Source organism: Streptomyces sp. NPDC001980 (genome assembly GCF_040296885.1).
Lineage (GTDB): Bacteria > Actinomycetota > Actinomycetes > Streptomycetales > Streptomycetaceae > Streptomyces.
Window position 1 is genome coordinate 129,745 of sequence record NZ_JBEOYD010000017.1, and the last position, 26,830, is coordinate 156,574.

Annotated in this window: 27 protein-coding genes; 14 read left to right on the forward strand and 13 right to left on the reverse strand. The window is 71.6% G+C overall.

Annotated features, from left to right (window positions below; all coding sequences use genetic code 11):
* Positions 1 to 86 precede the first annotated feature (86 nt).
* Entirely contained in the window at positions 87 to 1,010 is a 924-nt protein-coding gene (locus tag ABT137_RS25895; protein ID WP_351712819.1) for an alpha/beta hydrolase, read from the reverse strand.
* A 67-nt stretch (positions 1,011 to 1,077) separates the two neighbouring features.
* Here ABT137_RS25895 and ABT137_RS25900 point away from each other — a divergent pair, with 67 nt between their 5' ends.
* Positions 1,078 to 1,554 (forward strand): MarR family winged helix-turn-helix transcriptional regulator, encoded by a 477-nt coding sequence (locus ABT137_RS25900; protein WP_351712820.1) that lies wholly within the window; start codon positions 1,078 to 1,080, stop codon positions 1,552 to 1,554.
* 49 nt (positions 1,555 to 1,603) lie between these two features.
* Here the strand turns inward: ABT137_RS25900 and ABT137_RS25905 are convergent, their stop codons facing one another.
* Together ABT137_RS25905 and ABT137_RS25910 are read right to left on the reverse strand one after the other, a co-directional pair.
* Positions 1,604 to 1,861, reverse strand: a complete 258-nt coding sequence (locus tag ABT137_RS25905; RefSeq protein ID WP_502984576.1) for a hypothetical protein — start codon at positions 1,859 to 1,861, stop codon at positions 1,604 to 1,606.
* Positions 1,858 to 2,028 carry a hypothetical protein gene (locus ABT137_RS25910; RefSeq protein ID WP_351712824.1) on the reverse strand — a complete coding sequence of 57 codons (171 nt, stop codon included), beginning with the start codon at positions 2,026 to 2,028 and terminating at the stop codon, positions 1,858 to 1,860. The genes ABT137_RS25905 and ABT137_RS25910 overlap by 4 nt, the downstream gene beginning before the upstream one ends.
* A gap of 106 nt (positions 2,029 to 2,134) precedes the next feature.
* On the opposite strand from ABT137_RS25910, the gene ABT137_RS25915 reads away from it, so the two are divergent.
* Both ABT137_RS25915 and ABT137_RS25920 read left to right on the forward strand, forming a co-directional pair.
* A complete protein-coding gene (locus tag ABT137_RS25915; RefSeq protein WP_351712971.1) occupies positions 2,135 to 2,929 on the forward strand; it encodes a helix-turn-helix domain-containing protein in 795 nt (264 codons plus the stop codon).
* Entirely contained in the window at positions 2,922 to 3,134 is a 213-nt protein-coding gene (locus ABT137_RS25920; RefSeq protein WP_351712826.1) for a DUF397 domain-containing protein, read from the forward strand. Before ABT137_RS25915 ends, ABT137_RS25920 begins: the two co-directional genes overlap by 8 nt.
* On the opposite strand, the gene ABT137_RS25925 is transcribed toward ABT137_RS25920, so the two are convergent.
* A complete protein-coding gene (locus ABT137_RS25925; protein ID WP_351712828.1) occupies positions 3,131 to 4,852 on the reverse strand; it encodes an MOSC domain-containing protein in 1,722 nt (573 codons plus the stop codon). The two genes, ABT137_RS25920 and ABT137_RS25925, sit on opposite strands and share 4 nt — an antisense overlap.
* 199 nt (positions 4,853 to 5,051) lie before the next feature.
* On the opposite strand from ABT137_RS25925, the gene ABT137_RS25930 reads away from it, so the two are divergent.
* Together ABT137_RS25930 and ABT137_RS25935 are read left to right on the forward strand one after the other, a co-directional pair.
* Entirely contained in the window at positions 5,052 to 5,738 is a 687-nt protein-coding gene (locus ABT137_RS25930; protein WP_351712830.1) for a hypothetical protein, read from the forward strand.
* Positions 5,739 to 5,855: 117 nt separating this feature from the next.
* A complete protein-coding gene (locus ABT137_RS25935) occupies positions 5,856 to 9,611 on the forward strand; it encodes an ABC transporter ATP-binding protein (protein ID WP_351712832.1) in 3,756 nt (1,251 codons plus the stop codon).
* A 57-nt stretch (positions 9,612 to 9,668) separates the two neighbouring features.
* Here the strand turns inward: ABT137_RS25935 and ABT137_RS25940 are convergent, their stop codons facing one another.
* From ABT137_RS25940 to ABT137_RS25955, 4 genes are read right to left on the reverse strand one after another with little or no spacing between them, the layout of a single operon-like run.
* Entirely contained in the window at positions 9,669 to 10,472 is an 804-nt protein-coding gene (locus ABT137_RS25940; protein ID WP_351712834.1) for an MBL fold metallo-hydrolase, read from the reverse strand.
* Positions 10,469 to 12,094 (reverse strand): zinc-binding dehydrogenase, encoded by a 1,626-nt coding sequence (locus ABT137_RS25945; protein ID WP_351712836.1) that lies wholly within the window; start codon positions 12,092 to 12,094, stop codon positions 10,469 to 10,471. Before ABT137_RS25945 ends, ABT137_RS25940 begins: the two co-directional genes overlap by 4 nt.
* 26 nt (positions 12,095 to 12,120) lie before the next feature.
* On the reverse strand, positions 12,121 to 12,681 hold the full coding sequence (locus ABT137_RS25950; protein ID WP_351712838.1) for an ester cyclase: 561 nt from the start codon (positions 12,679 to 12,681) through the stop codon (positions 12,121 to 12,123).
* Between the two features lie 10 nt (positions 12,682 to 12,691).
* Positions 12,692 to 13,804, reverse strand: a complete 1,113-nt coding sequence (locus ABT137_RS25955; protein WP_351712840.1) for an MBL fold metallo-hydrolase — start codon at positions 13,802 to 13,804, stop codon at positions 12,692 to 12,694.
* A 99-nt stretch (positions 13,805 to 13,903) separates the two neighbouring features.
* Here ABT137_RS25955 and ABT137_RS25960 point away from each other — a divergent pair, with 99 nt between their 5' ends.
* Positions 13,904 to 14,581, forward strand: coding sequence for a TetR/AcrR family transcriptional regulator (locus tag ABT137_RS25960; RefSeq protein ID WP_351712842.1), 678 nt, complete (start codon positions 13,904 to 13,906; stop codon positions 14,579 to 14,581).
* A 56-nt stretch (positions 14,582 to 14,637) separates the two neighbouring features.
* On the opposite strand, the gene ABT137_RS25965 is transcribed toward ABT137_RS25960, so the two are convergent.
* Positions 14,638 to 14,904 carry a hypothetical protein gene (locus tag ABT137_RS25965; protein ID WP_351712844.1) on the reverse strand — a complete coding sequence of 89 codons (267 nt, stop codon included), beginning with the start codon at positions 14,902 to 14,904 and terminating at the stop codon, positions 14,638 to 14,640.
* Positions 14,905 to 15,020: 116 nt separating this feature from the next.
* Here ABT137_RS25965 and ABT137_RS25970 point away from each other — a divergent pair, with 116 nt between their 5' ends.
* The 7 genes from ABT137_RS25970 to ABT137_RS26000 all read left to right on the forward strand — a co-directional run bounded on the left by ABT137_RS25970 (position 15,021) and on the right by ABT137_RS26000 (position 20,553).
* The gene (locus tag ABT137_RS25970) at positions 15,021 to 15,413 is read left to right on the forward strand and encodes a hypothetical protein (RefSeq protein ID WP_351712846.1); all 393 of its coding nucleotides are present in this window, start codon (positions 15,021 to 15,023) and stop codon (positions 15,411 to 15,413) included.
* A gap of 157 nt (positions 15,414 to 15,570) precedes the next feature.
* Positions 15,571 to 16,170 carry an HD domain-containing protein gene (locus ABT137_RS25975; RefSeq protein WP_351712848.1) on the forward strand — a complete coding sequence of 200 codons (600 nt, stop codon included), beginning with the start codon at positions 15,571 to 15,573 and terminating at the stop codon, positions 16,168 to 16,170.
* 103 nt (positions 16,171 to 16,273) lie between these two features.
* Positions 16,274 to 16,348 (forward strand): putative leader peptide, encoded by a 75-nt coding sequence (locus tag ABT137_RS25980; protein WP_350780434.1) that lies wholly within the window; start codon positions 16,274 to 16,276, stop codon positions 16,346 to 16,348.
* A 114-nt stretch (positions 16,349 to 16,462) separates the two neighbouring features.
* Positions 16,463 to 17,560, forward strand: coding sequence for an LLM class flavin-dependent oxidoreductase (locus ABT137_RS25985; protein ID WP_351712850.1), 1,098 nt, complete (start codon positions 16,463 to 16,465; stop codon positions 17,558 to 17,560).
* 14 nt (positions 17,561 to 17,574) lie between these two features.
* Positions 17,575 to 18,870 carry an ABC transporter substrate-binding protein gene (locus tag ABT137_RS25990; protein WP_351712852.1) on the forward strand — a complete coding sequence of 432 codons (1,296 nt, stop codon included), beginning with the start codon at positions 17,575 to 17,577 and terminating at the stop codon, positions 18,868 to 18,870.
* Positions 18,845 to 19,744 (forward strand): carbohydrate ABC transporter permease, encoded by a 900-nt coding sequence (locus tag ABT137_RS25995; protein ID WP_351712854.1) that lies wholly within the window; start codon positions 18,845 to 18,847, stop codon positions 19,742 to 19,744. Before ABT137_RS25990 ends, ABT137_RS25995 begins: the two co-directional genes overlap by 26 nt.
* A complete protein-coding gene (locus ABT137_RS26000; protein WP_351712856.1) occupies positions 19,741 to 20,553 on the forward strand; it encodes a carbohydrate ABC transporter permease in 813 nt (270 codons plus the stop codon). The genes ABT137_RS25995 and ABT137_RS26000 overlap by 4 nt, the downstream gene beginning before the upstream one ends.
* 125 nt (positions 20,554 to 20,678) lie before the next feature.
* Here the strand turns inward: ABT137_RS26000 and ABT137_RS26005 are convergent, their stop codons facing one another.
* From ABT137_RS26005 to ABT137_RS26015, 3 genes are all read right to left on the reverse strand, one after another.
* The gene (locus ABT137_RS26005) at positions 20,679 to 21,686 is read right to left on the reverse strand and encodes a LacI family DNA-binding transcriptional regulator (protein ID WP_351712858.1); all 1,008 of its coding nucleotides are present in this window, start codon (positions 21,684 to 21,686) and stop codon (positions 20,679 to 20,681) included.
* 53 nt (positions 21,687 to 21,739) lie between these two features.
* On the reverse strand, positions 21,740 to 22,357 hold the full coding sequence (locus ABT137_RS26010) for a hypothetical protein (RefSeq protein WP_351712860.1): 618 nt from the start codon (positions 22,355 to 22,357) through the stop codon (positions 21,740 to 21,742).
* A 102-nt stretch (positions 22,358 to 22,459) separates the two neighbouring features.
* Positions 22,460 to 24,283, reverse strand: a complete 1,824-nt coding sequence (locus ABT137_RS26015; RefSeq protein WP_351712862.1) for a glycoside hydrolase family 3 protein — start codon at positions 24,281 to 24,283, stop codon at positions 22,460 to 22,462.
* 473 nt (positions 24,284 to 24,756) lie between these two features.
* Between ABT137_RS26015 and aroA the strand changes: the two genes are divergently transcribed.
* Positions 24,757 to 26,007 carry a 3-phosphoshikimate 1-carboxyvinyltransferase gene (gene aroA / locus ABT137_RS26020; protein ID WP_351712864.1) on the forward strand — a complete coding sequence of 417 codons (1,251 nt, stop codon included), beginning with the start codon at positions 24,757 to 24,759 and terminating at the stop codon, positions 26,005 to 26,007.
* Positions 26,008 to 26,016: 9 nt separating this feature from the next.
* Here aroA and ABT137_RS26025 read toward each other — a convergent pair whose 3' ends face one another.
* Complete coding sequence (locus ABT137_RS26025) at positions 26,017 to 26,817, reverse strand: sugar phosphate isomerase/epimerase family protein (protein ID WP_351712866.1); 801 nt, start codon at positions 26,815 to 26,817, stop codon at positions 26,017 to 26,019.
* Positions 26,818 to 26,830: the final 13 nt, after the last annotated feature.

A 26,830-nucleotide genomic window follows, 5' to 3' on the forward strand; every position in this document is an offset into this window, starting at 1 on the left:
GCCTTGAGCTTGTTGACCAGCCGCTCGGCAGTGTTCCGCTGCTTGCACGGGTCGGCGTCGAGGCGGACCTTGCCGGCCTGCCCGCTTCAGCCTGCCGACGTGCGTGCCGTGTCCCTGGTGCGGATGTGCTGGCTGAGAAAGAGTGCGGCGCGGTCCAGCGCCTCGTCGGCTTCGTCCAGGACGCCGGTGAACGCCTGGAAGACATGTGGAACGTCAGCGGTGATGTCCAGGATGACGTCGACTCCGGCCTCCCTCGCGCGCGTGGCCATGCGTGTGGAGTCGTCCAGGAGCATTTCGTTGGTGCCCGCCTGCAGCAGCATCGGGGGGAAGCCGGTCAGGTCGGCGAGGGTGGCGGGGCTGAGCAGGGGCTGGTGGGGGTCCTGTCCCGCGCGATACATGGCTCCGGTGTGTTCCATGCCCTCACGCGTGAAGAACGGGTCGACGCTCGCCTTGGTGTCCATGCTCTCGCCTGTCCGGGTCCCGTCGAGTCCGGGGGAGAACGCCACGATCGCGGCGGGCATGGGCAGGCCCGCGTCGCGGGCGGCGAGGCAGGTGGTGACGGTGAGGCCGCCACCAGCCGAGTCGCCGGCGAACGCGATCGCCGAAGGGTCTTCGCCGCTGTCGAGAAGTGCGCGGTAGGCGCTCAGCCCGTCCTCGATCGCGGCAGGGAACGGGTGCTCCGGGGCAAGCCGGTAGTCCAGCGAGAACGCCCTGAACCCGGTTCTGGTCACCAGATTCCCCGTCAGCGGCATCGCCGTCTCCGGTGAACCGACCACGTAGGAGCCGCCGTGAAAGTAGAGGATCGTCCCGGCCTTCGGAGTGCTGGTCGGCTCGACGAGCACCGCGGGCCGATCGCCCAGCGTCGCAGTCCGGGTGCGGATCCCGGCCGGGACGATCATTTCCCCCATCATCGCCCTGAACCCGGCGCGGAGCTCCTCCACCGACCGAGGGCCCTCCGGCTGAGGCCGTCGGGCCCTCGCGTCGATCTCCGCGCGCTGTTGCCTGCTCATGGTCGCCTCCATCGCAAGTGCATGCCAAGGAACTATATGCCTGGGCATCTAGGTTAGAATACATGCCATGGCATATAAGTCGAGCCGTGGCCCGATCGACCTCCCGGGCTTCTTCGCCGATCTCGTCCGCTGCGAGACACGGCTCTACAACGCGCTGGGCGACCGCCTTCGCGAGCGGCACGGGATCGTCACCTCGCAGTTCGAGTTCCTGTGCTTCCTGCGCGACCACCCCGGATCCCGGGTGGCGGACCTCGCCACCGAATTCGCCATCGGGATCGGTGCGACCAGCAAGGGCATCGACCGCCTGGAGAAGCAGGCATGGGTCATACGGCGAACCAATCCATCGGATCGCCGCTCATCACTGCTGGACCTGACCGCCGTAGGCCTGCAACTCGTCGAGGCGGCAGAGGCGACCTTCACCCGAACACTGGCCGAGCTGACCGCGGACGTCCTCGGCGGTCCCTCGGGACCGGCCGTTGTGCAGGTCCTCTCGGAGCTGCGCTCCGTGCTCGAACGCGACCGGATCGGCCTGCCCACAGGCTGACCGGCATGCGCATCCAGTGCGACTGCCCGTTCGCCGCGTGATGCGCGCCCTAGCGCCGGCTCTCGGCGATCCGCAGTACGTCGGTCAGCGCCTCCCGTATCCGGGCCACCAGGAACCGGAGTTCGGCCTTCGTGACCTGCCGCTCTTCGAGCAGGGCGGCCGAGTGGTCGAGGAGCCCGGCGGCCATCTCCAACTGCACGGACTCGACGGCGTCGGCGGCCCGGGAGAGATAGCCGTCTCCGTCGGTGACCAGGAAACAGGGCTTGCCCTCGGGACCCGCCCAGGGGAGTAGACGCGGAACGCTCACCGGGTGACCCGCGCGTCCTTCGCGAGCATGCCGCACGAACCCATGCCGATCCCGTACACGCCGATCGGATCGACCGGGGGCTGGTGCCCGGTGTGGTGGACGGTCGGGCCGTGCACCCGCGGGCGCCGGAACAGTGAGAGGAGGAAGCGGGTGATGCGGTGGGCCATGGCAGCAACTCCGTTCTGTAGTGATCTGCTCACAGAGTGGGGCGGGCGCGGCTAGCCTGACCAGGGGGTGGAGTGTGGCCAGGCATTTGTCACAAGGGAGTTGGCCATGGCGAACACTTACGGTGACTGGCTCCGGCAGCAGCGGGAGACGGCCGGGCTGACACAGCAGGAGCTGGCCGACATCGCGGTGATGACGCGTTCGCACATCGCGCACATCGAGGCGGGGCGGCGGATCCCCTCGAAGGAGGACGCGCGACGGCTGGACAAGGCTCTGAACACGGGGGATGTGCTGAGCAGTTTCCTGCCGGAGCAGGACGTGACGATCGCCGACTACTTCGGGGCAGTGCGCGAACTCGAACAACAGGCGGTCATGATCCGGGAGTTCGCTCTGGCGTATTTCCCGGGCATCCTTCAGACGAAAAGGTACGCGCGTGCCGTTCTGGGCGCGGCGTTCCCTCCGGTGAGTGATGAGGAGTGTGACAGGCGCCTTGTCACACGCTTGGAGCGCGCGAAGATCCTTGAGGATCCGGCGACTCCCGTAATGTGGGCCGTGCTGGATGAGACGGTCCTACGGCGTCCCGTCGCCGACGGGGACATCATGGCGGAGGCGATCATGCACATCGTCGCCCTCGCGGAGACCGGACGCATCCGCGCGCACGTGTTGCCGTTCGGAGCCGGTCACCATCCACTGATGCAGAACATGCTCACGCTGATGTGGTTCGAGGACCAGCCGCCGGTGGCATACAGCGAGGGAGACCGGATGGGAAGGTTGCACGACTCCCCGTCCACGGTCCGTGAATTGCAGACTCGCTTCGATCTCGCGCTGAGCGACGCACTGCCGCTCAAGGAGTCGCTCGCCCTCCTCAGGTCCACTGCGAAGGACTACGAACACCGTGACTGACCGAACGATCTCGAACGCAGCCATACTCACCGGCTGGCGCAAGTCATCGCACAGCAACGCCGACGCCGGCAGCTGCCTCGAAGTCCTCGACGCCCACCCCTCCGGCATCCCCGTCCGCGACTCCAAGCACCCCCACGGCCCCGCAGTGATCTTCGCGCCCACCGCTTGGCTCCCGTTCCTCGCGGCCGTGAAAGCCACCCCCTAGAGATCGAGGACCACCTCGCCGACCGGTGTGGTGCAGCAGACCAGGGCTGTGCCGGGCTCGGGGAGGTCGAGAGGCGGGGTGGTGTACGCGACGTCGCCTGTCAGCACGGGGGTGACGCAGGTGTGGCAGACGCCGGTGCGGCAGGACCAGCGGGTGGGGATGTCGCAGGCTTCCGCGAGTTCGAGGAGCGAGGCGTGGGCGGGTGACCACGGGGTGGTGACGCCGCTGCGGGTGAAGGTGACGAGGGGGCCGGTGCCCGGGGGACCGGGTGGCTGGTGCGGGCGTGCCGGGGCGGTGGGCGTGACGCCGGGGTTGACGGCGGCGAGCGCGCCGAACCGTTCCGTGCGGATCCGGTCGGGGCGCAGGCCGAGTTCGCGCAGGTGACCGGAGAGGTCGTCCATGAAGGTGGTCGGTCCGCACAGGTAGGCGTCGGCGTCGGCGGGGACGCCCAGGGCGGTGAGCGAGGCGGCGGTCGGACGGCCCCGGGTGACGCGGGCGTCGCCGGGCGGCGGTGTCTCCGAGGTGTAGTGGATGTGCTCGTGGGCACGGGGGAGCCGTGCCAGGAGGGCGTGCGCCTCGTCCGCGAAGGCGTGGTGGGCGCGGTCGTGGGCGGTGTGGATCCACCAGACGGGGCGTGGGTCCCGTACGGCTGCCAGCCGGTGGAGCATGGCGAGCACGGGAGTGACGCCGATGCCCGCGGAGAGGAGGACGACCGGGCCGGTGCCCTCTTCGAGCACGAACGCTCCGCGCGGCCCCGCGACGTCCACGAGGTCCCCGGTGCGGAGCCGGGTGTGGATGTAGCCGCTGACCTTCCCGTGGGGCTCGTGCTTGACGCTGATGCGGTAGCCGCCGTCCGCGGGTGCGGCGGACAGGGAGTAGCTGCGTACGGCGCGGTCGGTGCCGTCGACGGCGAGGCGGAGGGAGAGGTACTGGCCGGGGCGGGCCTCGGCCAGGGGGGTGCCGTCGGCGGTGCCGAGGTGGACCGAGCAGACGTCGGCGGTCTCGGGGGCGATGCGGGTGACGCGGAGGGGCCTGAAGCCCGGCGGTCCCGGCTCGGGACCGGGCTGACCGGACTGCCCGGCGGCGGCGAGGTCCCGGAAGGACTGCTGCCAGCCGGGGCTGAGGGCGGGGATGGCCAGGGCGGTGCGCAGCTTCGCGGGGTCGCGGCCGGGCAGGTAGAGCAGCGCGTCGGTGTCGGCGACGCTGAGTTCTCCCGGGCCCCTGCGGGTGCGGGTGATCCCGTCACCGGCTTGGACCCGTCCCTCGGTGATCACCCGCAGGTAGAAGCCCGGACGGTGGTGGGCGACCAGGAGGGAGGCCATGGCGGGTTCGCCCAGGCGCATGCCGACGCGATAGCAGGTGACCCGGGGCTGGGTCACCTCGAACTCGGCTTCGCCGATCCGGTACCGGTCGCCGATGCACACCTCGTCGTCGGCCAGGCCGTCGACGGTGAAGTTCTCCCCGAACATCCCGAAGGCCAGGTCGTCGCGGCCGAGCCGCTCGCGCCAGTACCGGTAGGACTCCAGCTGGTAGACGAGGACGGCCCGGATCTCGCCGCCGTGCCCGGCCAGGTCGCCCTGACCGTCGCCGTCGACGTTCAGCCGCCGCACCATGCGGCTGCCGTGCACGGGGGACTTCCACGCCCCGGTGCGGACGGTCCTGCCCTGCCAGGAGACGTCCGCGGGCATGCCCACGTTGACGGACAGCAACCTCGCCATGCGGACCTCCTGCGGCGGCCTGCACCGCCACGATCCCCTGAGCACGCATCCTGGTGCCTTCGCCGGGATTCCGCGAACGGAGACGGCCGTCCGTTCCCTTGTTACCGAACTCGGACAGACCCCGATGAACAACCCCCCGCCCAGGTGCCATCTCACCGGGCATAGGACAGAGCGTCCTGATGACTCATGGGGGATTTCGATGACGACCACGCGCCGTGCCCGCCGTACCGCCCGTTCCGCCGCCCTGGTGGCCGTCGCCGCCGCTGCGGCGTTCTCGCTGACCGCCTGCCAGGCAGGAGGGAGCAAGGACGGCGCCGCCGGCCCGGAGCAGAAGGTCTCCGCCGCCACCCCCCACGCCACCGCTGCCGGCGGCTCCAGGGCGACCGGCACCGGCAAGAGCCCGGCCGACGTGCAGACCCGGACGCTCGCCCCGTCCCGCACCGCCGCGCCGTCCGCCACGGCCAGGACGGCGGCCCCGGTCCGTACCCAGACCCTGGCGGACGGCAGCAGGGCCGAGATCTACGAACTCGGTGCCGAGCACTACCGCGCCAGGATCGTCAGCCGTGGCGAGGTCCTGGCCACGATGGAGACCGGCGGGACGGACGCCGGGCTCGACGCCAACGACATGTTCATCGTGCTCACCCTGGGCGGCGAGGTCCACTCCTGGATGGGCGGCGGGCACACCGGACCGGGCACCTTCAAGCTCGCGGGCGGCTGGACGGCCAAGGTCACGAAGGTCGGCGAGCTCCGGTACCGCGCGCAGATCCTCGGCAGGGACGGCTCGGTGGACGGCACGCTGGAGGCGAACCAGCACGACGCCGGGCTCGACGCCAACGGCGTGTACATCGTGCTCAGCGCCGGCGGTGTGATCAGCGCCCACGAGTAGACGCCCTCCCGGTGCCCTGCCCGCCGCCCGCCGCCCCGGTTTTGTTGCGGAGGGATGAAATCCGCTTCGTTTCGTGTTGTGCGATACGGAAGATCAGGGCGAACGGAGGGCACCCGCGTGGCAGCGCAACAGGGGGAGCGGCGGCAGGGCGGCTGGGCGCGCAGGCTGGCGGGGTATGCCTGGCGGCATCCCCGGGACGTCGTGCTCGCGCTCGCGTCCTCGCTGGCCGGTATGGCGGTGCTGGCCGTCGTACCCCTGATCACCAAGGTGATCATCGACGATGTCATCGGTGATCACAGCCGGGCCATGGGGCCCTGGGCCGGTGCCCTGATCGGCGCCGCCGTCCTCGTCTACGCGGCCACCTTCGTCCGCCGCTACTACGGCGGCCGGCTCGCCCTCGACGTCCAGCACGACCTGCGGACCGAGATGTACGACACGCTCACCCGGCTCGACGGACGGCGGCAGGACGAGCTGTCCACGGGCCAGGTGGTGGGCAGGGCCACCAGCGACCTCCAGCTGATCCAGGGCCTCCTCTTCATGCTGCCGATGACCATCGGCAACGTCCTCCTCTTCGTGATCTCCCTCGCGATCATGGCCTGGCTGTCGCCGCCGCTCACCCTGGTCGCCCTCGCCGTCGCCCCGGCCCTGTACTGGATCGCCAAGCACAGCCGCAGCAAGCTGCACCCCGCCACCTGGTACGCCCAGGCCCAGGCCGCCGCCGTGGCCGGCGTGGTCGACGGCGCGGTGAGCGGCGTGCGCGTGGTGAAGGGGTTCGGGCAGGAGGACCAGGAGACCGGGAAGCTGCGGGAGGTCGGGCGCCGGCTCTTCGCGGGGCGGCTGCGCACGATCCGCCTGAACAGCAGGTTCACCCCGGCCCTGCAGGCGGTCCCGGCCCTCGGCCAGGTCGCCATGCTGGCGCTCGGCGGCTGGCTGGCCGTCCGCGGTCACATCACCCTCGGCACCTTCGTCGCCTTCTCCTCCTACCTCGCCCAGCTGGTCGGCCCGGTCCGGATGCTCGCCGTGGTCCTCACCGTCGGCCAGCAGGCCCGCGCTGGCACCGAGCGGGTGCTTGAGCTGATCGACACCGAGCCGACGCTGAAGGAGGGCACGAAGACCCTCCCCGCCGACGCGCCCGCGACCGTGGAGTTCGACGACGTGTCGTTCGGGTACGACCATGAGCGCCCGGTGCTGAGGGGGCTGAGCTTCGAGATCCGGCCGGGCGAGACCCTCGCCGTCGTCGGCTCCTCCGGCTCCGGCAAGTCCACGGTCTCCCTGCTCCTGCCGCGCTTTTACGACGTCACCCACGGCGCCGTCCTGATCGGCGGCCACGACGTCCGCGAGCTGACCCACGACTCGCTCAGGGCCGCGATCGGCCTGGTCCCGGAGGACTCGTTCCTCTTCTCCGACACGGTCCGCAACAACATCGCGTACGGCCGTCCCGACGCGACCGAGGACGAGATCCTCGCCGCCTCCCGCGCCGCCCAGGCCGACCGGTTCATCGCCGAGCTGCCCGACGGCTACGACACCAAGGTCGGCGAGCAGGGCCTCACCCTCTCCGGCGGCCAGCGCCAGCGCATCGCCCTCGCCCGCGCCCTGCTCACCGACCCCCGTCTCCTCGTCCTCGACGACGCCACCTCGGCCGTCGACGCCCGCGTGGAGCACGAGATCCACGAGGCCCTCGCCCACGTGATGCGGGGCCGCACGACCCTCCTGATCGCGCACCGCCGCTCCACCCTCAACCTCGCCGACCGCATCGCCGTCCTCGACGGCGGCCGGCTCGCCGACATCGGCACCGACGAGGAGCTCCAGCAGCGGTCCGCCCTGTACCGCAGGCTCCTCACCGACCCCGACGAGCTCGGCGGGGTCTCCCCGGGGCACGCGCTGCCCCTCGAACCGCACGAGGACACGTCCGTACGGGACGAGCTGGACGCCGAGTTCGACGCCGAGCGCGGCGTGACCCCGCGGCTGTGGACCGGCGACCGTACGCCCCGCGACCTCGCCCTCGCCGGCACCCCGGCCACTCCCGAGCTCCTCGCCCAGGTCGAGGCGCTGCCCCCGGCGACCGACGTCCCCGACATCGACGAGGCCGGCGCCGTACGCCCCGAGGACTCCTACGGCCTGCGCCGCCTGCTGCGCGGCTTCGGCGCGCCCCTGCTGGTCAGCCTCGGGCTCGTCGCCGTGGACGCCGGCATGGGCCTGCTGCTCCCGGTCCTGATCCGGCACGGCATCGACCAGGGCGTCAGCAGGATGGCGATCGGCGCGGTCTGGGCGGCCGCGCTGCTCGGCCTGTTCGCGGTGCTCGCCCAGTGGGTGGCCCAGATCGGCGAGACCCGGATGACCGGCCGCACCGGCGAACGGGTCCTCTACTCCCTCCGTCTGAAGATCTTCGCCCAGCTCCAGCGGCTCGGGCTCGACTACTACGAGCGGGAGCTGACCGGCCGGATCATGACGAGGATGACGACGGACGTGGACGCGCTGTCCACCTTCCTCCAGACGGGGCTGGTCACCGCGTTCGTCTCCGTCGTCACCTTCTTCGGGATCATGGTCGCCCTGCTGGTGATCGACGTACAGCTCGCGCTGGTCGTCTTCATCACCCTGCCTCCGCTGATCGTGGCGACCTTCTTCTTCCGCCGGGCGAGCGTGAAGGCGTACGAACTCGCCCGGGAGCGGGTGTCGGTGGTCAACGCCGACCTCCAGGAGTCGGTGTCGGGGCTGCGGATCGTGCAGGCCTTCCGGCGCGAGCGGGACAGCGGCCGCCGCTTCACCGAACGCAGCGAGAGCTACCGCCGCGCCCGTATCCGGGGCCAGTGGCTGATATCGGTCTACTTCCCCTTCGTCCAGCTGCTGTCGTCGGTGGCCGCGGCGAGCGTGCTGATGGCGGGCGCCCACCGGGTGGAGGCGGCGACCCTGACCACCGGCGCGCTGGTCGCCTACCTGCTCTACATCGACCTGTTCTTCGCCCCCGTCCAGCAGCTCTCCCAGGTCTTCGACGGCTACCAGCAGGCAACCGTCTCCCTCGGCCGCATCCAGGAACTCCTGCGCGAGCCGACGTCCACGGCGGCGGCGGACAGGCCTCGCGAGGTCGGGTCCCTGCACGGCGACATCGCCTTCGAGAACGTGCACTTCGCGTACGGGGCCGCCGACGAGGGCGACGCGGCCCTGGGCGGCATCGACCTGACCATCCCCGCCGGGCAGACCGTCGCCTTCGTCGGCGAGACCGGCGCCGGCAAGTCGACCCTCGTCAAGCTGGTCGCGCGGTTCTACGACCCGACGGGCGGCCGGGTGACGGTCGACGGCACCGATCTGCGCGACCTGGACCTCACCTCGTACCGTCATCGCCTCGGGGTCGTCCCCCAGGAGGCCTACCTCTTCCAGGGGACTGTCCGGGACGCCATCGCCTACGGCCGCCCGGACGCGACCGACGCCCAGGTGGAGGCGGCGGCCCGCGCGGTCGGCGCCCACGAGATGATCGCCACCCTCGACGGCGGCTACCTCCACGAGGTGGCCGAGCGCGGCCGCAACCTGTCCGCGGGCCAGCGCCAGCTGATCGCCCTCGCCCGCGCCGAGCTGGTCGATCCCGACGTCCTGCTCCTCGACGAGGCGACGGCGGCCCTGGACCTGGCGACGGAGGCCCAGGTCAACATGGCCACCGACCGCTTGACGGGCCGTCGTACCACCCTCGTGGTCGCCCACCGGCTGACCACCGCGGCCCGCGCCGACCGGGTGGTGGTCATGGACCACGGCCGGGTCGCCGAGGACGGCACCCACGACGAACTGCTGGCCCTCGACGGCCGGTACGCCGAACTGTGGCGCACCTTCATCGGCCGGCCCGAGGAAGAGGAACCGGAGGAGCCGGTGGGCGCGACCCGCTGACCTCTCTCATCGGCCGCTCAGTACTCCGTTCCCCGGACCGGCCCCTGACGGCCACCGTCACGAGGAGCCCGCACGGGCCCGGGCCGAGGCGAGGAGGCCCGGGTCGTGGGCGTTGACGAGCAGGAGGTCGTGGTCGGCGGCCTGCCGCAGTTCGGCGAGCCGCTCGTGGTTGGCCCGCACTCTGCGCCAGTCGTGGGCGACGGCGCGTTCCATGGCGAGCAGTGACTTCGGCACCTTGCCGGCGCCGTCGACCTGGCCGTGGTGGTAGAACGCGTCGCCGGCGTGGAGCACCCAGTGGTCGCCGGCGTCGACGGCGATCGCGGCGTGCCCGCGGGTGTGTCCGGGCAGGCCGACCAGCACGATGCCGGACGAGATCCCGGTGAGCTCGGTGGCGGCCGCGAACCCGCGCCAGGCCTCGCCCTTCTCGGGGTTGTGGCGGACGAGCGTCGGAGCGTGGGCGCGCTGCGCGGGCCTGTACCGCCCTTTCTCGACGCGGGTGGCCGGGTGGAGCGCCGCGGTGGCCTCGGCGTCGGTGAGGTGGACGCGTGCCCAGGGGAAGTCGGCCAGCCCGCCGACGTGGTCGGCGTCGCAGTGGGTGAGCACGATGTCGCGGACGTCCTTCGGGTCGAGGCCGAGCCTCTCGACCTGCCGGGCGGCCGTCTCGGACTCCTCGAACGCGGGGCGCACGAAGTGCCGGGCCGGTCCGAACCGCCGGCCGGGTGCGGCCCTGTCGAGGAGACCGAGACCGGTGTCGACGAGGGCCAGTCCGGTGCCGGTCTCGACGAGCAGAACGTGGCAGACCAGCCCCTCGGGTGCGCCCCAGGGACGCATGGTGCCGCAGTTCAGGTGGTGGACCTTCATCCGAACGCCTCCATCATCGCGGTCATGGCAGCGGGATCGCCGCCGATGAGGCCGGCGTCGATCTCCTGGATCGGGTTGGTGCCGTCCCAGTTGGCGGCGGCCAGCCTGATCAGGTCGAAGACGACCTTCTTGCTGCCGCCGGCATCGGAGATCTCGATGACGGTGCCGGGGTGGTGCTCGGTCTGCAGGTAGGCGAACCGTCCGTCGGCTCCGCCGATCCGGCCCTCCTGCCCGACGGTGAATCCGGCGGCGAGGGCACGGTCGTAGAGGTCCTGGTAGTTCTCGCTCCAGTAGGCGATGTGCTGGACGCCTTCGTTGCCGGCGGCGAGGAAGTCCCGGTACATCGAGGGTGCGTCGTTGACCGGGGTGATGAGCTCGATCTGGATGTCGCCGCTGTTGGCGACGGCCACGTCCATGACCAGGTCGGAGGGCTTGCCCTGGTAGGTGAAGTCTCCGGGCCTGACGCCCTTGAGGTGGAACCACGGGCCGATGCCCGCCCTGGTGAAGTTCTCCATCGACGCGTGGATGTCGCGGACGACGTAGCCGATCTGCGCGATGCTGCCGAACATGTTCGCCACCGTGCCGGGGGTGGGCGCCGGTCCGGTGTGGGCGTCGGCGAAGGAGATCACGATCTTGCCGGTGGCGTCGCCGGCGCGGAGCCGGCGGGCGGCCTCGTGGGCCCTGGACACCGGGTAGACGGTGTCCAGGCAGGGGGCGATCCTTCCGTCGGCGACCGCGGGCAGCACGTGCTCGCCCAACGCCGCGACCACCTCGCCGAGTTCGGCACGGGTGCGGATGCTGAAGGTGGTGCCGACCAGCTTCTGGCGGCGGAAGGCGACGGTGTCCAGATCGAGGGCGGTCGCGGGTCCGGCGAGCCGCCCGATGCTCATGATGGTGCCGCCGACCGCGGTGGCCGCCGGGAGCACGGCGAACAGGGCTCCGCCGACGTGGTCGAGGGTGACGTCGGCGCCCCGCCCGTCCGTGGCGGCGAGGACCGCGGCGGCGAGGTCCTCGGTCGCGGTGTTCACGGCGACGTCCGCGCCGGCGTCCAGCAGGGCGGCCCGCTTGGCGTCGCTGGTCGTCGTGGCGATGACGGTGCCGGCCCCGAGCGCCTTGGCGAGCTGGATGCCGATCAGGCCGACCGAGCTGGTGCCGCCCACGATCAGAACGGACTTGCCGGTGGTGAACCCGGCCTGGGTGACCAGCGCGTCGTGCTCGGTGACGAGACCGACGGGGAGGGTCGCGGCCTCCTCGAAGCCGAGCCGGTCCGGGATCGGGACGACCAGTCGGGGGTGGCACAGGGCGTAGTCGGCGAACGCGCCGACGGTGATGCCCATGACCCGGGTTCCGGCGGGCAGGTGGGGTGCCAGCAGGCTCCCTGTCTCGACGACGCCCGCGACCTCCATGCCGGCGGTGAACGGCCCCTCGCCCTGGGAGTTGGCGGTGTAGGTGCCTTCGAGAGCGTAGAGGTCGGCCCGGTTCAGACCGGCCGCGTGGACCTGGATGCGGACGGCTCCCAGTTGTGAGGGCAGTTCGGTCTCTTCGAGGCTCCAGTCGTCTCCCTTGCCGCCGATGAGTGCGCGCATGGTGGCCGGAGTCGTCAGGGTGGTCGTCGAGGTCATCGGAGATCTCCTCTGATCGGTGGTCGTCAACGGACGAAGTCGGGCGGCGTGGTCGTGAGCAGCCGCGGGTCGGGTGCGGCACCGGACATCGAGAGGAGTCCCCTGAGGATGCGGAGAAGCTTGAGCAGGCCAGCCGGGCTGCGTTTGTCGACGCCGCCGATCAGTTGCCTGAGAATGGTGAGCTGGTCGAAGTAGATCCGCTCGGTGACGAGGTTCTCGTGCTCGTCGAAGATGAAGTACGCCGTCATACGGGTGCGGTGCTTCGATCCGGTCCGGGGGATCCTGCCGAGCGGCCCGTTGTGGGTGCCCAGCAGCCAGAACTCCACGATCACGGCGTCGACGCTGTGCCGGAACGCGATGATCTCGTGATCCTGGTCGGGGAAGGCCACGCGGGTGTCCTGGTAATACTCGCGGACCTCTCCGTCGCCGTCGTGGACGGTCATCTGGGCGATCAGTTCGTAGTGCGGATGCGGGAACGTCGACAGCGTGGCGTCCCAGTCCTGGCGGACCTCGTCCTGGAAGTGGTCGAGCACGAGCTTCTCGCGGGCGCGCAGCACGGGCTCGGACGGCAGGGTGAATCGCGACATGGTGGCTTCCTCAGGCCGGCTGGGCGCCGTGGGTGATGTGACCGTGGCTGAACGTCGGCGTCGTGCCGGGGTTCGTCCAGGCACCGGTCAGCTCGCTGGAGGGGAAGAACTGCAGGAAGCGCGGGTCGGCCTGGCTGCGGTCGGCCAACGTCTTCTCCAGGACGGTCGAGTTGTACTGGTCGGCGGTGGTCTCGATCGTGTTGGCGTTGAGCACCACCTCCTGCTGCCACCCCCGCGCCCACTTGGCGATGCCCGGCAGTCGGGAGTGCTCGGGGGTGAGGGCCTCGGCGGCGATGACGTTCTCGCTGCTGACCCAGATGCCGGTCGACGTGTTGACGACGAGGCTCTGGTTGCCGAAGACGTGGCCCGGCGTCTTGACCACGGCCACGCCCGGACCGAGAACGATCGAACCGTCGATCGGCAGGAACGCCTCGGGCGGGACGTCGCGGTAGGTGTCCGGCTGGTACCAGGGCCTCTGCAGCGGGTGCAGCTCGGCCATGCCGGCGAGCTCGTCCCGCTGGACGACGACCTTGGCGTGCGGAAACGCGGCCCGCGGGCGGGCGTCGAGATCGTCCTGGTGGGCGGTCGTACCCACCCAGCGGCGCAGGTCCTGCGTGTGCAGGTGGTCGAACATCAGGTAGTCGACGTCGCCCGGCCGGATGCCGAGCCGGGCGAGGTGCCCCAGCACCGTGCCGTGCTCCCGGACCATCCGCCGTTCGAGGACGCCCGGCGTCCTCTGGGCGAGGTTGTCGAAGTAGGGCGTGTAGCGGCCCAGTTCGACGTCGCTCGGTTCGAAGAGCAGCACCCGCGGGCGACCGTCGCTGTCCCGCCACCGGATGACGAGCATGCGGTTGGTGATCGACAGGAACGGGGCGATGGCGCGCGACGCGCGGAACAGGCCGAACCGCGTGGGGTAGGGCAACGTGACCAGATCGCAGGTGACGACGGTGTCCGGCGTACCCGTCAGGGCGAACTCGGCACGGAACGCCCTGGCCTGGGCACGTGCCGTCCGCAACCGGACGCCCGGCGGCTCGGCCGACCTCGACAGGTCGGACAGGGTGTCGATGCCGGCGCCGACCGTCGGCAGGTCGGCCACGTCACCGGGACCCCACGGAAATCGCATCGCCGCTCCTTCCCTCTTTACCCACACTGTGGGTATTAACTGGGCTGAAGCAAATATACCCACGGCGTGGATTAATTCAACGGCGGGCATCATGGTGTGATGACCGAGACACGAGAGCCCCGACGGGGTCGCCCGCCCAAGGGGGCGCCGCTGCTGAACCGCGACGCGATCGTCAAAGCCACCCTTGAGGTCATCGACCTGGACGGCATCGACGCGGTCTCCATGCGCTCGGTCGCCCGCGTCCTCGGCGTCGACCCGAAGAGCCTCTACAACCACGTCGCCGGCAAGGACGGCCTCCTCGACGCGGTGGCCGAACAGATCCTCGGGTCGATGCGCCTGCCCGAGCCCACCGGAGACGTGCGCGGCGACCTGCGTGCCATCGGCCACGCCTTCCGCGACCGCGCCCTCGCCCACCCCCAGGCGGCGCAGCTCGTCCTCACCCGCCAGCTCGTGTCGTTCGAAGGGCTCGCCCCGGTCGACGCCGTCCTCGCCGCCCTCCGCGCCACGGGCTGTCCGCGGCGCGAGGCCGTCTCGATACTCCGCAGCCTGGTCGCCACACTGATCGGCACCCTGCTCCGCGAGGTGCACGCAGGGCCCACCTACGGCGTGACCGACGCTTCCGGCATCGCACAGCGCCAGGCCGTGCTGGAGCGGTCAGGCCTTCCCCGCGTCGCCGAAGCCGCCGCCGACCTCGCTCGCTTCGACAGCGACGCCGAGTTCGAGTTCACCCTCGACCTCGCCCTCGACGCCGTTATGGCCCGCCTGGCCACATCCTGATGTGCCGCGACCGTGCGAGGAGGACGCGGCTGCGGGTCCGCGGCAGCCCCGTGAGCTCATCCCGGTGAGCTCATCCCTGAATGCACGCGGCGAGCGCGGGTCTTCGCGCCGGTGACGACGACCGTGGTGCAGTGCATGGTGAACCGGCCGCCCATCGCGTCGACGGCGGCGACGAAGCCGGTGAGGAGTGACTTCCGTTCATCCGGCGGGAGTTGGCCGTTGCCGCCGAAGGCCGGAACCTGCTCCAGCCACTCGTCGCGGGTGTAGGCGCGGTCTGACGAGGTCGAACGGGCCGTGGCGACGGTCGTCGCCGACGCCGTCACGTAGGGGCGGTGGATTCGCGTACCTGACGGCCGTGCAACCATCCGACATACGTCGGGCGTCCGTACATCAGTACGGTCATGGTTGGTGCACAGCTGCGGTACGGGAGGGGACGACTGTGGACAGTGGTGCGATACGCCGGCGGCTCGCGCTCGGTGTGGCCGTGCTGGCCGCCTCCGGGGCGCTCGCGCTCGTGGCGCCGGCCGAGGCCCAGGCGGTGACGGCCGCGAACTGCGCCGGACGCGAGGTGCGGACCCTGCCCTTCGCCACCGGCACCGTGCACGTCTACCGGCAGGGCGGCTACGTCTGCGCGATCACCCTCCCCAAGGAGTCCGGCGGCAGGCGGATGATGTCCGTCAGCGTCCAGGCCCGCGGCAACCGCCCGGTCGTCGACAAGGGCAAGTACAGCCACCGCGCGGGCCCGGTCACGGTCCACGCGGGGCACCGATGCGTGTGGGTACGGGGCGCGGTGGGCCGGAGCTCGGTCAGCTCGGGCTGGATCCTCTGCTGAGGGAGGGGCGAACCGCCCGTGCGCATACGACGAGAGGTCCGCTGGGTCCTGTGGGGGCTGTGGGGTGCGTGTCTGGTGTTCTGTGTCTGGTTCTTCGCCGAGGTGATCGCACTGTTCCGGCAGGCCGAGTCATGGTGACGGGAGGAGTGTCCGCGGGATGACCGCGACGCCTGCGGACTTCTTGGCACGTGCCCTGGACGCCCCGGGCGAGCCCCCGCTGCGGCCGTTGCCGCCCGTGGTGGCGGAACTGCTGCGTTCGCTGAACGCCCCGCCCCGGCTGGCGGCGCACCTGCGTGCGGTTCATGACGTCGCGGTCGACCTGGTGGACTGGGTGGCGGACCGGTACCCGGACCTGGCCGTGGACCGCGACGCCGTCCTCTTCGGCGCGGCCACCCACGACGTGGGCAAGGTCCGCCATCCCGGGGAACTCGCCGGACCCGGCTCGGCCCACGAGGCCGCCGGTCGTGACCTGCTGCTGAGCCGTGGCTTCCCGCCCGCACTGGCCCGGTTCGCCGCCACCCACGCGGACTGGGACAACCCCGTGGTGACGGTCGAGGACCTCCTGGTCAGCGCGGCCGGCAAGGTGTGGAAGGACAAGCGCGTCGCCGGCCTCGAGGACAGGCTCGTCAGGGCACTGGCGGACGAGACGCGACGGGAGCCCTGGGAGGAGTACCTCGCCCTCGACGACCTGCTCACCCGCATCGGGGCCGCCGCCCCACGCCTGGCTTTCCAGGCAGCCTTCCCGATCCACACCTGACCCGGCGTCAAGATCTGCCTGACATCGCGGACTTACGCACCCTCGTCCCACGCTGCGAGACTCCCGTCTCGCCCGTAACCCCCGGTGTGTATAGTCCCGGCCCATGGAATCCGGTGTCGAGCTTGTGAAGCGCGCGCACGTCGACCTGCTCAGGGTCGCCGCGTCGCTGTGTAGCTGACCCCGCGCGCCCTTCCCCGGCGCTCCTTCTCCCGTTCCGGCACGCCCCGACCTGTCGTCCTCGGCGTGATTCAACGTTGCATCTGCTCCTGTCTGCTCCTTCCTGGAGACTTCCATGACCGTGCGTCTGCACTGGTTCCTGCCCACCACCGGCGACGACCGTGACGTGGTCGGCGTGACCGCCCGCGACTCCCTCCAGTCCCGCTCCACCACCCGCCCGCCCACGCTGGACTACCTCACCCAGGTCGCCCGGGCCGCCGAATCGGCCGGTTTCGAGGCCGTGTTGACCCCGACCGGCAGCGACTGCGAGGACTCCTGGCTCACCACCGCCGCGCTCGTCCCGCAGACCAGCCGGCTGAAGTTCCTCGTCGCCTTCCGGCCCGGCGTGATCGCACCCCCGCTCGCGGCCCAGATGACCGCCACCTACCAGCGATTGTCCGGCGGGCGGCTCCTCCTCAACGTCGTCACCGGCTCCGACGCCGACGAACAGCGCGGCTACGGCGACTTCCTCGCGCACGACGAGCGGTACGCGCGCACCGAGGAGTTCCTCGCGCTGCTGCACACGGCCTGGTCCGGGGAGTCGTACGACTTCGAGGGCGCCCACTACCGGGTCGCCGGGGGCCGGTTGCGGCGGCCGCCGCTGCAGCGCCCGCCCGTCTTCTTCGGCGGCTCCTCCGAGGCCGCCCTCCCCGTCGCCGCCCGCCATGCGGACACCTATCTCACCTGGGGAGAGCCGCCGGCCGCGGTCGCGCAGAAGATCGGGCGGGTGCGGGAACTGGCCGCCGCCGAGGGGCGTGAACTGTCGTACGGCATCCGGCTGCACGTCATCAGCCGGGACACCGCCGCCGAGGCCTGGGCGGAGGCCGACCGGATCCTCGACTCCCTCGACCCGGCGGCGATCAGGGCGGCTCACGAGCGGTTCAGCCGCTCCGACTCCGCCGGGCAGCGGGCGATGGCCGCGCTGAGCGGCGGTCGGACCGACCGGCTGGAGATCCATCCCAACCTGTGGGCCGGGTTCGGGCTGGTGCGGCCCGGTGCCGGTACCGCCCTGGTCGGCAGTCACGAGCAGGTCGCCGAGCGCATCGAGGAGTACGCGGCCCTCGGCATCGAGCACTTCATCCTCTCCGGCCAGCCGCACCTGGAGGAGGCGATCCGGTTCGGCGAGTGCGTCCGGCCGCTGCTCGCCCGTCACCTCACCACCGCCCACGCCTAGAAAGAGGCCCCGTCATGTCCCCTGCGCTCGACAGAAGAGCAGCCCTCCGTCTCTTCGCCGCCTCCGGACTCGGACTCGGCCTCGCCGCCTGCGCCGGCCCCGGCGGCGGCACCGCCGCCGGCGGCTCGAAGCCCTCCGCCCTCGCCACCTCCGGCACCGTCAAGGGCACCGTCTCCTTCGCCCACTGGCGGGCCGAGGACAAGGCCGTGCTCGCCGGTCTGATCAAGGCGTTCGTGAAGAAGTACCCGGACGCCGGCGTCGAGCAGGACATCTCGCCGTCCGCCGACTACCAGTCCACCGCCCTGCGCCGCATCCAGGGCTCCAAGACGGGTGACCTGTTCACCGCCTTCCGGGGCGCCCAGTTCGAGCAGATCGTCAAGGCGGGCGTGTACAGCCCGCTCACCGGCACGGACGTCGTCGGCACGTACCGGGCGAGCCTGATAACCCCGGGCGTGGCCAAGGGAGTTCAGTACGGCCTCCCGTACCAGCTCGTCTTCAACATGCCCCTCGCCAACGCCGACGCCCTCGACAGGGCCGGCCACACCAGCGCCCCCGCCGACTGGGACGGCTTCCTCCAGCTCCTCGACGACCTCAAGGCCAAGGGCTACACCCCCCTCGCCTGGCCGGGCGGCGACGCGGCCAACGCCGGCCAGCTGCTCAACACGATGGTCATGAACAACGCGCCCAGCGACGACATGTTCACGAAGATCGAGTCGGGCCAGTACAAGGCGACCGACGACTGGTTCGTCAAAACCCTGGAGCAGTACGGCGAGTTGAAGCCCTACTTCCAGGCCCGCGCCACCGGCTCCACCACCGACGCCGTCACCCAGCTCTTCGCCCAGGGCAAGGCGGGCCTGCTGGCGGTCGGCTCCTTCCAGATGGCGGCGGTACGGTCACTGGGCGCGACGTTCCCCTTCGACCTGGTCGCTCCCATCACCACCACCGCGGCCGAGGCCAAGCACCAGGGCGTCTTCAACACCACGTTCATCCTCGGCGTGAACAGCGCCTCCAAGGTCCAGTCGGCCGCCTACGCCTTCCTGGAGTTCCTCAGCGACCCCGCCAACGCCGGCACCTACGCCAACGGCACCGGCCAGCACGTCACCGTCCAGGGCGTCGACTACACGAACAAGGACCTGAAGGCCATCGCGCCCTGGCTGACGAAGAAGAACCTGCTCGCCCCCCGCTTCCAGCTCCTCGACCTCGACATCCGAACGGCGGTCGAGAACGCGGCCGTCGCCGTCGTCGGCGGCAAGAAGCCGGCGCAGGCGGCCGAGGAGGCCCAGCGTGTCATCGACCAGAAGCGGTCGTAGCGGGCGGAGGCGTACGCCGCGGGCACTGTGGGTCTTCCCGGTGCCCGCGCTCGTCCTCTACCTGTTCTTCTTCGCCTATCCGACCGTCCAGGCGATCCAGTACGCGCTCACGGACTGGGACGGCTACAGCGCGGCCTACCACAACGTCGGCCTGCACAACTTCACCCGCCTCGCCACCGCCGACGACACCTTCACCAACGCGGCCGAGAACAACCTCAAGTTGACCGTCACGGTCGTCCTCGCCCAGACCGCCCTCGCCCTCCTCCTCGCCCTCTACCTGGTCCGCACCACCCGCGCCTCCACCCTCCTCCGGGCCGTCTTCTTCCTCCCCACCGTCCTCTCCTCCGTCTCCGTCGCCTTCGTCTGGCGCTTCGTCTACGACCCCGACGGCGGCCTCCTCAACTCCGCCCTGCGCGCCGTCGGCCTGGACTCCCTCCAGTCCGTCTACCTCGGCAACCCGCACACGGCGGTCTTCTGGCTGGCGCTGACCCAGGTGTGGTTCCACGCCGGCCAGATGATGGTCGTCTTCATCGCCGGACTCCAGGCGATCCCCGGGGAGTTGTACGAGGCGGCCGAGCTGGACGGCGCCGGCCGCGCGGCCCGCTTCCGCTACGTCACCTGGCCCCTGGTCGCACCCGCGACCGGAATCGTCGTCGCCTACACCACCGTCCAGTCCTTCAAGGCCTTCGACCTGGTCCTCGGCCTCGGCGGCAACCCGCCGTCCCCCGCCCTGGACATCCTCTCCACCCGCGTCTACACGACCTTCTCCAACAACCAGTTCGGCTACGCGGCCGCCCAGTCCCTGGTGTTCATGGCGCTGATCGCGCTGCTCACCTGGGTGCAGCGGCGGGCGATACGGAGGGCCACCCGATGAGCAAGACCCTGCGGCCCGCCGTGCTCACCCTGGGCGCCGTCGTCGTCGTACTCCCGCTCCTGGTGGTGCTGTTCGGCACCTTCAAGACGCTCCCGCAGCTCTTCGACTCGCCGCTGACCCCGCCGGGGTCACTGCGGCTGGACAACTACCGGCGGGCGGTGGACGAGGGCGGCCTCGGCACGGCCTTCGTCAACAGCGCGGTCGTCACGGCGGGGGCGGTCGCGCTGACCCTCGTCGTGGCGAGCCTGGCCGCGTTCTTCTGTGCGCGGGTGCCGGGGCGGGCGGGCTGGATCGTGTTCGGCGTGCTGGTGGCCGGACTCGCGGTCCCGGCCCAGGCGGCGATCGTCCCCCAGTACGTCCTCTTCGACCGCCTCGGCCTCACCGACAGCCTGCTCGGCCTGATCCTCGTCGACACGACGATGACCCTGCCGACGGCGGTGTTCATCCTGGGCGGTTTCCTGCGCTCGATACCGGAGGAGCTCTACGAGGCGGCCGAGCTGGACGGCGCGGGCCCGCTGCGGGCGTTCCGCTCGATAGCCGTCCCGCTGACCCGCCCGGCCCTCGCGACGACGGCCATCTTCCTCTTCGTCATGGACTGGAACGACCTGCTGTATCCACTCCTGTTCATCCGCTCCCAGGACCACCGCACCCTGCCCCTGGCACTGCTGAACTTCCAGGGCGAGTTCCTGACGCAGTACCCGCTGCTGTTCGCGGGGGTGGTGATCGCGTCGGCGCCGGTGGTCGTCGTGTACGTCCTGCTGCAGAAGCATTTCGTCTCAGGACTCACGGCAGGGGCGGTAAGGGGGTAGGAAGCGCCGACTGAAGCGCCCCTTTCAGGGGCGCTGGGGGTACCCCCGGCCGAAGGCTGGGGGAGGAACTGCGCGATCAGCCACATGCGACCCGCACCCGGCGATCCACCGCGCCTGCCGAGCTCTCACCCGCTCTCCCGCACCACCAACCGATGCCCCGCCACCAGCACGGTCGGCCCCGCATCGATCCCCCCGTCTATCCGCCGAAGCAGCGCGGCCACCGCCAACCGGGCCAGCTCCCGCTTGTCCGGCGCCACGGTCGTCAGCGGCGGAGCCGCATACCGCGCCGCCTCCACATCGTCGAACCCCACGACAGCGACGTCCCCCGGAGTGCTCAGCCCCCGCTCCCGCAGGACGGCCAACGCGCCCTCCGCCATCGCGTCGGCGAAACAGAACACCGCGTCCGGCGGCTCGGCCAGATCGAGCAGCGTCCGCATCGCAGCGGCCCCGTCGGCCCGCCCGTAGGCGGCCACCGCGGGCGCGAGCGTCTCCTCGTACCGGAGACCGGCCTCCTCCAGCGCCTGCCGGTACCCGGCGAGCCGGGTCGCGGAAGTCGCCGCATACGGCACGGTCTGGCGGCCGATCACCGCGACCCGTCGGCGGCCCAGCGACAGCAGACGGGCCGTCGCCTCGCGCGCGGCCTCCGTGTTGTCGATGGTGACGTGCGGGCACGGCACCTCATGCACCCGCTCCCCGAGCAGCACCAGCGGCAGCTCGGCCCCCGCCGCCCGCGCGGCCTCGTCGTCCAGCGCGAGCGGGCTGAGGATCACCCCGTCGACCAGGGGGTCCGTCCGCCCCAGGGCGATCTCCAGCTCGGCCGCCGCGTGCCCTCCCGTCACCTCCACGAGGAGCGTGCAGCCGTGTGCGGCCGCCTCCCGGAGCAGGTGCCCGGCGAGTTCGGCGAAGTACGGCATGGCGAGTTCGGGTACGGCCAGCAGCAGCACCCCGCTGCGGCCGGTGCGCAGGCGGCGGGCGGCCGTGTTGGGGCGGTAGCCCAGCTCCTCCACCGCGCGCAGCACCCGGGCGCGGGTGGCCTCCGAGAAGCGCCCGGTGTCCCGGACCACGTTGGACACGGTCCGCATGGACACCCCGGCCCGCTCGGCCACCTCCTTGAGCCCGATCTCCGCACGCATCGGCCCACTTTAGGGCCAGTGACCGGGCTCTGGCCGAGGCCGACATGGAGCGTTCACACGCGGCGGGCGCAGCCCACCGGATGCTCCCCGCCCAGCTGGACGTACAGGGCGGTGGACGCCGGGCAGTCGTCCCGCGTGGTCACCGCCCGCACCACCCGGTACTGGGGCTTCCGCTTCCCCGAGCCGTCGCAGGCGGTCTCCCGGACCTGGCCGCGGCCCGAACCGTAGACGCAGTCACCGACGATGGTGCGCGGCCCGCCGCCCCCGCCCGGGTCACCGGGGTGCGGCGGCTCCAGGTTGCGCATGCAGGCGTAGCCCTGCGGGATCGTTCCGTCGCCGTCCTCGCCGCCGCCCGTGCGCTGGGCGCCGATGTGCAGCACGAAGTCGGTGGTGGCCGGGCACGGCGGACCGTCGGCGACGGTGCCGTCGTACCGGGCGATCACCCGGGCCGCCGCCCGTTCACCGGTGCAGGGCACCTCGGTGAAGCTGGCGGTCCCGAACGAGCTGCACTCGTCGACCGCGAGGAACTGTGCGCCGTACCCGGACGGCGTCGGGCTCGCCGTCGACCGCGCGCTGCCCGCCGGCGCCTCGGACGACGACGTCCGGCAACCGGCCGGCAGCAGCACGACGGCCACCGCCACCAGAACCCCCGCAAAACGCCTGCTCCGCATACCGACCCCCCTGCCAGCGTGGCCCGCGATCACGGTCCGCGTCAGCTGTACGGGAGGCTTTCCGCCCGTTGGAGGCGTTACGCCCGGTTCCGTGACGTACGTCTAATACGTCAGCCCGTGGCCGATCGGGTACAGCACCTGGGCCGGATCGTCCGCCCGCTGCACCGGCACCGGCAGCCTGCCGCGCGGTGCCACCCGGCCCGCGATCACCCGTGCCGCGGCCCGCAGTTCGGCGTCGGTCCAGGAGTAGGCCGCCAAGCAGGCCTGCACAGAGGGGAGTTGGGCGACATCGTAGGGATTGCGCACCGCCACCGCCACCACCGGGCGGCCGGTCGCGACCAGCCGTTCCACCAGCTGCTGCTGTCCGCTGCCCGCCGTCACGTTGTACGTCCCGACGACCACCGCGTCCGCCGTCCTCGCCGCCGCGACCGCCTTGTCGATGTCGGCGGCGGAGGGGTTCGTACCCGTGGGCAACGCGGTCGCGGTGAAGCCGAGCCCGGTGAGGGCGGTGGCGAGCACACCGGTCGGCGGCCCCGTCGTGCCGGACGGCGAGTCCGGGTCGGCACCGACGACCAGCACCGTGCCGTGCGTACGGCGGGACAGCGGGAGCAGTCCGCCCTCGTTGACCAGCAGGGTGGTGGTGCGCTCGGCGATCCGGTCGGCGGCGGCGAGGTGCTGCGCCGACCCGACCACCCGGCCGACGTCCTTCGCGTTGACGTACGGCCGGTCGAGCAGCCCCAGCCGGGACTTCAGCCGCAGGATCCGCAGGATCGACTCGTCCAGCCGGGACTCGGTCAGCTCCCCGTCCTGAACGGCCTTCAGGACGGCGTTCCAGGCGACGTCCAGGGTGGGCGGGTTGAGGAGCTGGTCGACACCGGCCTTCAGGGCGAGCACGGGCACCCGGTCGTCGCCGTACTTCGTCCGGACCCCCTCCATGCCCAGGGAGTCGGTCACCACGACCCCGTCGTAGCCGAGTTCGCCGCGCAGGATGCCGGTGAGGACGGGGTGCGAGAGGGTGGCCGGGTCGCCGGAGCCGTCCAGGGCCGGGAACTGGATGTGCGCGGTCATGATCGAGTCGATGTCGGCCTCGATCGCCGCCCGGAACGGGACCGCGTCCAGCTTCTCCCACAGCTCCCGGCTGTGCGTGATCACCGGGAAGCCGGTGTGGCTGTCGACGGCGGTGTCGCCGTGCCCCGGGAAGTGCTTGGCGGTGGCCGCCACCCCCGCTTCCCGGTACCCCTGCGCCTCGGCGGCGACCAGCGCCCCGACCGTGTCCGGGCCGGCCCCGAAGGACCGTACGCCGATGATCGGGTTGGCCGGGTTCACGTTCACGTCGGCGTCGGGGGAGTAGTCCTGCCGGACACCCATCGCCCGCAGCTCCGCACCGGAGATACGGCCGAGGGTGTGCGCGTCGGCCCGGGAGCCGCCCGCCCCCATGGCCATGGCGCCCGGGAAGAGCGTGGCGGGCTTCCCGATCCGGCAGACCGCGCCGTGCTCCTGGTCGGTGGCGATGAGCACGGGCAGGCCGCGCGGCTGCTCCAGCGAGGCCCGCTGGATCCCGTTCGACAGCTCGGCGATCTGCCGCGGGTTCCGGGTGTTGTGCGTCCAGGTGAAGTAGATGATCCCGCCGATCCGGTACTTCCCGATCAGCTCGGCGGCGGTGCGGACGCCGATCTCCTTGAGGTTGGCGTCGATGTCGGCCTGGTCGGGGTCGGTGGCCGAATGCCCGTAGACCCGCATCACGAACAGCTGCCCGACCTTCTCCTCCGGCGTCATCCGGGAGACGATCGCGCGGAGCCTCTTGTCGTCGGACTTCCGGTCGTCGGACTGCTTGTCGTCGGCGCCGAGGGCATGCGCGCCGGTGCCGACGGCCAGTCCCGCGGTGACGCCCGCGGTCGCGGCGAGGACGGTGCGTCTGGAGGGCACGTGCGCTCCTTCCGGTGGAGAAACCGGCTGAAGGAAACTTCCGTGGGGTCACCAATATTCGGGAAGTTTCTTTCCGTCAAGGGAATGCACGTTATCCGGAGAGGGGCCGCCATCGGCGCATTGGAGGGGGGCACGTCGATGGCGGCGGGCCGGCGGCCGTGGTGCGGCGGAGAGGGTAGGTCAGCGATCGCAGCCAGCAGCGAGGGCCGACACCGCACCACGGAGACTCTTCCGACAGCCTGCGGGTTCGACGGACGGGGCGGGGGAGGGGTTCCCGAGTTCCTGAAGTCGGGAGCAGAGGGACTGCAGATGCGTAGGTGAAGCGCCTCGCCAGGGGCGCTGGGGGTACCCCGGCCGAAGGCTGGGGGAGGAACCGCGCGACAAGCCCCCACCGGCCCGCACACACCGATCCACCTGTTCCAGCCCATGGACAAACGCCCCCGCACCCCCGGGAAACCAGAGATCATCGGCCCATGCCCCTCGTCGCGATCCCCGGTTCCAAGTCCGTCACCGCCCGCGCCCTCTTCCTAGCGGCCGCCGCCGACGGAGTCACCACCCTCGTCCGCCCCCTCCGCTCCGACGACACCGAGGGCTTCGCCGAGGGCCTGGCCCGGCTCGGCTACCGTGTCGGCCGTACCCCCGACACCTGGCAGGTGGACGGCCGCCCGCAGGGCCCGGCGCTGCCCGAGGCCGAGGTCCACTGCCGGGACGGCGCCACCACCGCCCGCTTCCTGCCCACCCTCGCCGCGGCCGGCCACGGCAGCTACCGCTTCGACGCCTCCGAGCAGATGCGCCGCCGCCCCCTCGCCCCGCTCACCCGCGCCCTGCGCGACCTCGGTGTCGACCTGCGCCACGAGGAGGCGGAGGGCCACCACCCGCTGCGCATCGAGGCGGCCGGCGTCGAGGGCGGCGAGGTGACGCTCGACGCCGGGCAGTCCTCGCAGTACCTCACCGCCCTGCTGCTGCTCGGCCCGCTCACCCGCAGGGGCCTGCGGATCCGGGTGACGGACCTGGTGTCCGCGCCGTACGTGGAGATCACGATCGCGATGATGCGGTCGTTCGGGGTGGAGGTGGCGCGGGAGGGCGAGGTCTTCGTCGTCCCGTCCGGCGGCTACCGGGCCACCACCTACGCCGTCGAGCCCGACGCCTCCACCGCCAGTTACTTCTTCGCCGCGGCGGCCGTGACGGGCCGTGAGGTCACCGTCCCGGGGCTCGGGCGGGGCGCCCTCCAGGGCGACCTGGGGTTCGTGGACGTACTGCGGCGGATGGGCGCGGACGTGGAGATCGGCGAGGACCGGACGACCGTCCGGGGCACGGGCGAGCTGCGCGGTCTGACCGTCGCCATGCGGGACATCTCCGACACCATGCCCACCCTCGCGGCGATCGCCCCCTTCGCGAGCGGTCCCGTCCGGATCGAGGACGTGGCCAACACCCGGGTGAAGGAGTGCGACCGGCTCGACGCCTGCGCGGAGAACCTGCGCCGGCTGGGGATCGAGGTCGCCACGGGCGAGGACTGGATCGAGATCCGGCCGGGCACGCCCGCCCCGGCCGAGATCAAGACCTACGGCGACCACCGCGTCGTGATGTCCTTCGCGGTGACCGGGCTGCGCACGCCCGGGATCTCCTACGACGACCCGGGGTGCGTGAAGAAGACGTTCCCGGGCTTCCACGAGGCGTTCGGGGAGCTGGCCGCGGGGTGGGGGATTCCGGTCGCCGGCGCGTGAGCGCGGGGGTCAGGCGGACTCGTTGAGCAGCCGCGCCAGGTGCTCCCGCCCCGCCGCCAGCAGCCCGGGCAGCGGGGCCGCGGCCTCGTACCAGCGCTTCTCGTACTCCCAGCACAGCCAGCCGTCCCAGCCGTGCCGGGAGAGCACCTCGACGCACTCGGAGAGGGGGAGGATCCCGGCGCCGAGCGGCAGCGGGGTGGTGTCGTCGGCCGAGGCGATGTCCTTGACCTGGACGTAGCCGAGGTGCGGGGCGAGCGCCGCGTAGGTCTCGGCGGGCTGCTCGCCGCCCAGCCAGGTGTGCATGACGTCCCAGAGCGAGCCGACCATGCGGTGGCCGACCGGGCCGAGGACCCGGATCGCGGCGGCGCCGGTGCGGTGCGAGTCGTGGGTCTCCAGCAGGACCCGGACGCCGAGCGCGGAGGCGTCCTCGGCGACCGTGCCGAGCCGCCGGGCGGCGATCGCGTCGGACTCGGCGGCCGGCAGGTCCGGGTCGGCGCCCGGGAAGACGCGGACGTAGGAGGCGCCCAGGTCGTGGGCGAGCTGGAGGAGTTGGCGCGTCTCGTCGAGGACCGGGGCGTCATCGCCGGGCGCCGCGACCCGTGCGTACCCGGCGACGCCCAGGACCTCCACCCCGGTCGCCTTGAACTCGGCGGCCACGTCGGACCGCGCGGCCGGGCCGAGGCCGGGATGCACGGGTTCCTCCGGGTGGGCGCGCAGTTCCACGCCGTGGTAGCCGTGGGCCGTGGCGAGCGCCAGTACGTCGGGCACCGGGAGACCGGGGACCCCGAGGGTGGAGAAGGCGAACTTCATGCTCACCAACCTA

Excerpts from the sequence above, each read along its gene's own strand:
- ABT137_RS25950 (WP_351712838.1), bottom strand. The coding sequence starts at position 12,681 with ATGTCGCGATTCACCCTGCCGTCCGAGCCCGTGCTGCGCGCCCGCGAG.
- ABT137_RS25945 (WP_351712836.1), bottom strand. The coding sequence starts at position 12,094 with ATGACCTCGACGACCACCCTGACGACTCCGGCCACCATGCGCGCACTC.
- ABT137_RS25900 (WP_351712820.1), top strand. The coding sequence starts at position 1,078 with ATGGCATATAAGTCGAGCCGTGGCCCGATCGACCTCCCGGGCTTCTTC.
- ABT137_RS26025 (WP_351712866.1), bottom strand. The coding sequence starts at position 26,817 with ATGAAGTTCGCCTTCTCCACCCTCGGGGTCCCCGGTCTCCCGGTGCCC.
- ABT137_RS25960 (WP_351712842.1), top strand. The coding sequence starts at position 13,904 with ATGACCGAGACACGAGAGCCCCGACGGGGTCGCCCGCCCAAGGGGGCG.
- ABT137_RS25910 (WP_351712824.1), bottom strand. The coding sequence starts at position 2,028 with ATGGCCCACCGCATCACCCGCTTCCTCCTCTCACTGTTCCGGCGCCCG.
- ABT137_RS25915 (WP_351712971.1), top strand. The coding sequence starts at position 2,135 with ATGGCGAACACTTACGGTGACTGGCTCCGGCAGCAGCGGGAGACGGCC.
- aroA (WP_351712864.1), top strand. The coding sequence starts at position 24,757 with ATGCCCCTCGTCGCGATCCCCGGTTCCAAGTCCGTCACCGCCCGCGCC.
- ABT137_RS25925 (WP_351712828.1), bottom strand. The coding sequence starts at position 4,852 with ATGGCGAGGTTGCTGTCCGTCAACGTGGGCATGCCCGCGGACGTCTCC.
- ABT137_RS25895 (WP_351712819.1), bottom strand. The coding sequence starts at position 1,010 with ATGAGCAGGCAACAGCGCGCGGAGATCGACGCGAGGGCCCGACGGCCT.
- ABT137_RS25985 (WP_351712850.1), top strand. The coding sequence starts at position 16,463 with ATGACCGTGCGTCTGCACTGGTTCCTGCCCACCACCGGCGACGACCGT.
- ABT137_RS26000 (WP_351712856.1), top strand. The coding sequence starts at position 19,741 with ATGAGCAAGACCCTGCGGCCCGCCGTGCTCACCCTGGGCGCCGTCGTC.
- ABT137_RS26010 (WP_351712860.1), bottom strand. The coding sequence starts at position 22,357 with ATGCGGAGCAGGCGTTTTGCGGGGGTTCTGGTGGCGGTGGCCGTCGTG.
- ABT137_RS25975 (WP_351712848.1), top strand. The coding sequence starts at position 15,571 with ATGACCGCGACGCCTGCGGACTTCTTGGCACGTGCCCTGGACGCCCCG.
- ABT137_RS25940 (WP_351712834.1), bottom strand. The coding sequence starts at position 10,472 with ATGAAGGTCCACCACCTGAACTGCGGCACCATGCGTCCCTGGGGCGCA.
- ABT137_RS25930 (WP_351712830.1), top strand. The coding sequence starts at position 5,052 with ATGACGACCACGCGCCGTGCCCGCCGTACCGCCCGTTCCGCCGCCCTG.
- ABT137_RS26005 (WP_351712858.1), bottom strand. The coding sequence starts at position 21,686 with ATGCGTGCGGAGATCGGGCTCAAGGAGGTGGCCGAGCGGGCCGGGGTG.
- ABT137_RS25990 (WP_351712852.1), top strand. The coding sequence starts at position 17,575 with ATGTCCCCTGCGCTCGACAGAAGAGCAGCCCTCCGTCTCTTCGCCGCC.
- ABT137_RS25955 (WP_351712840.1), bottom strand. The coding sequence starts at position 13,804 with ATGCGATTTCCGTGGGGTCCCGGTGACGTGGCCGACCTGCCGACGGTC.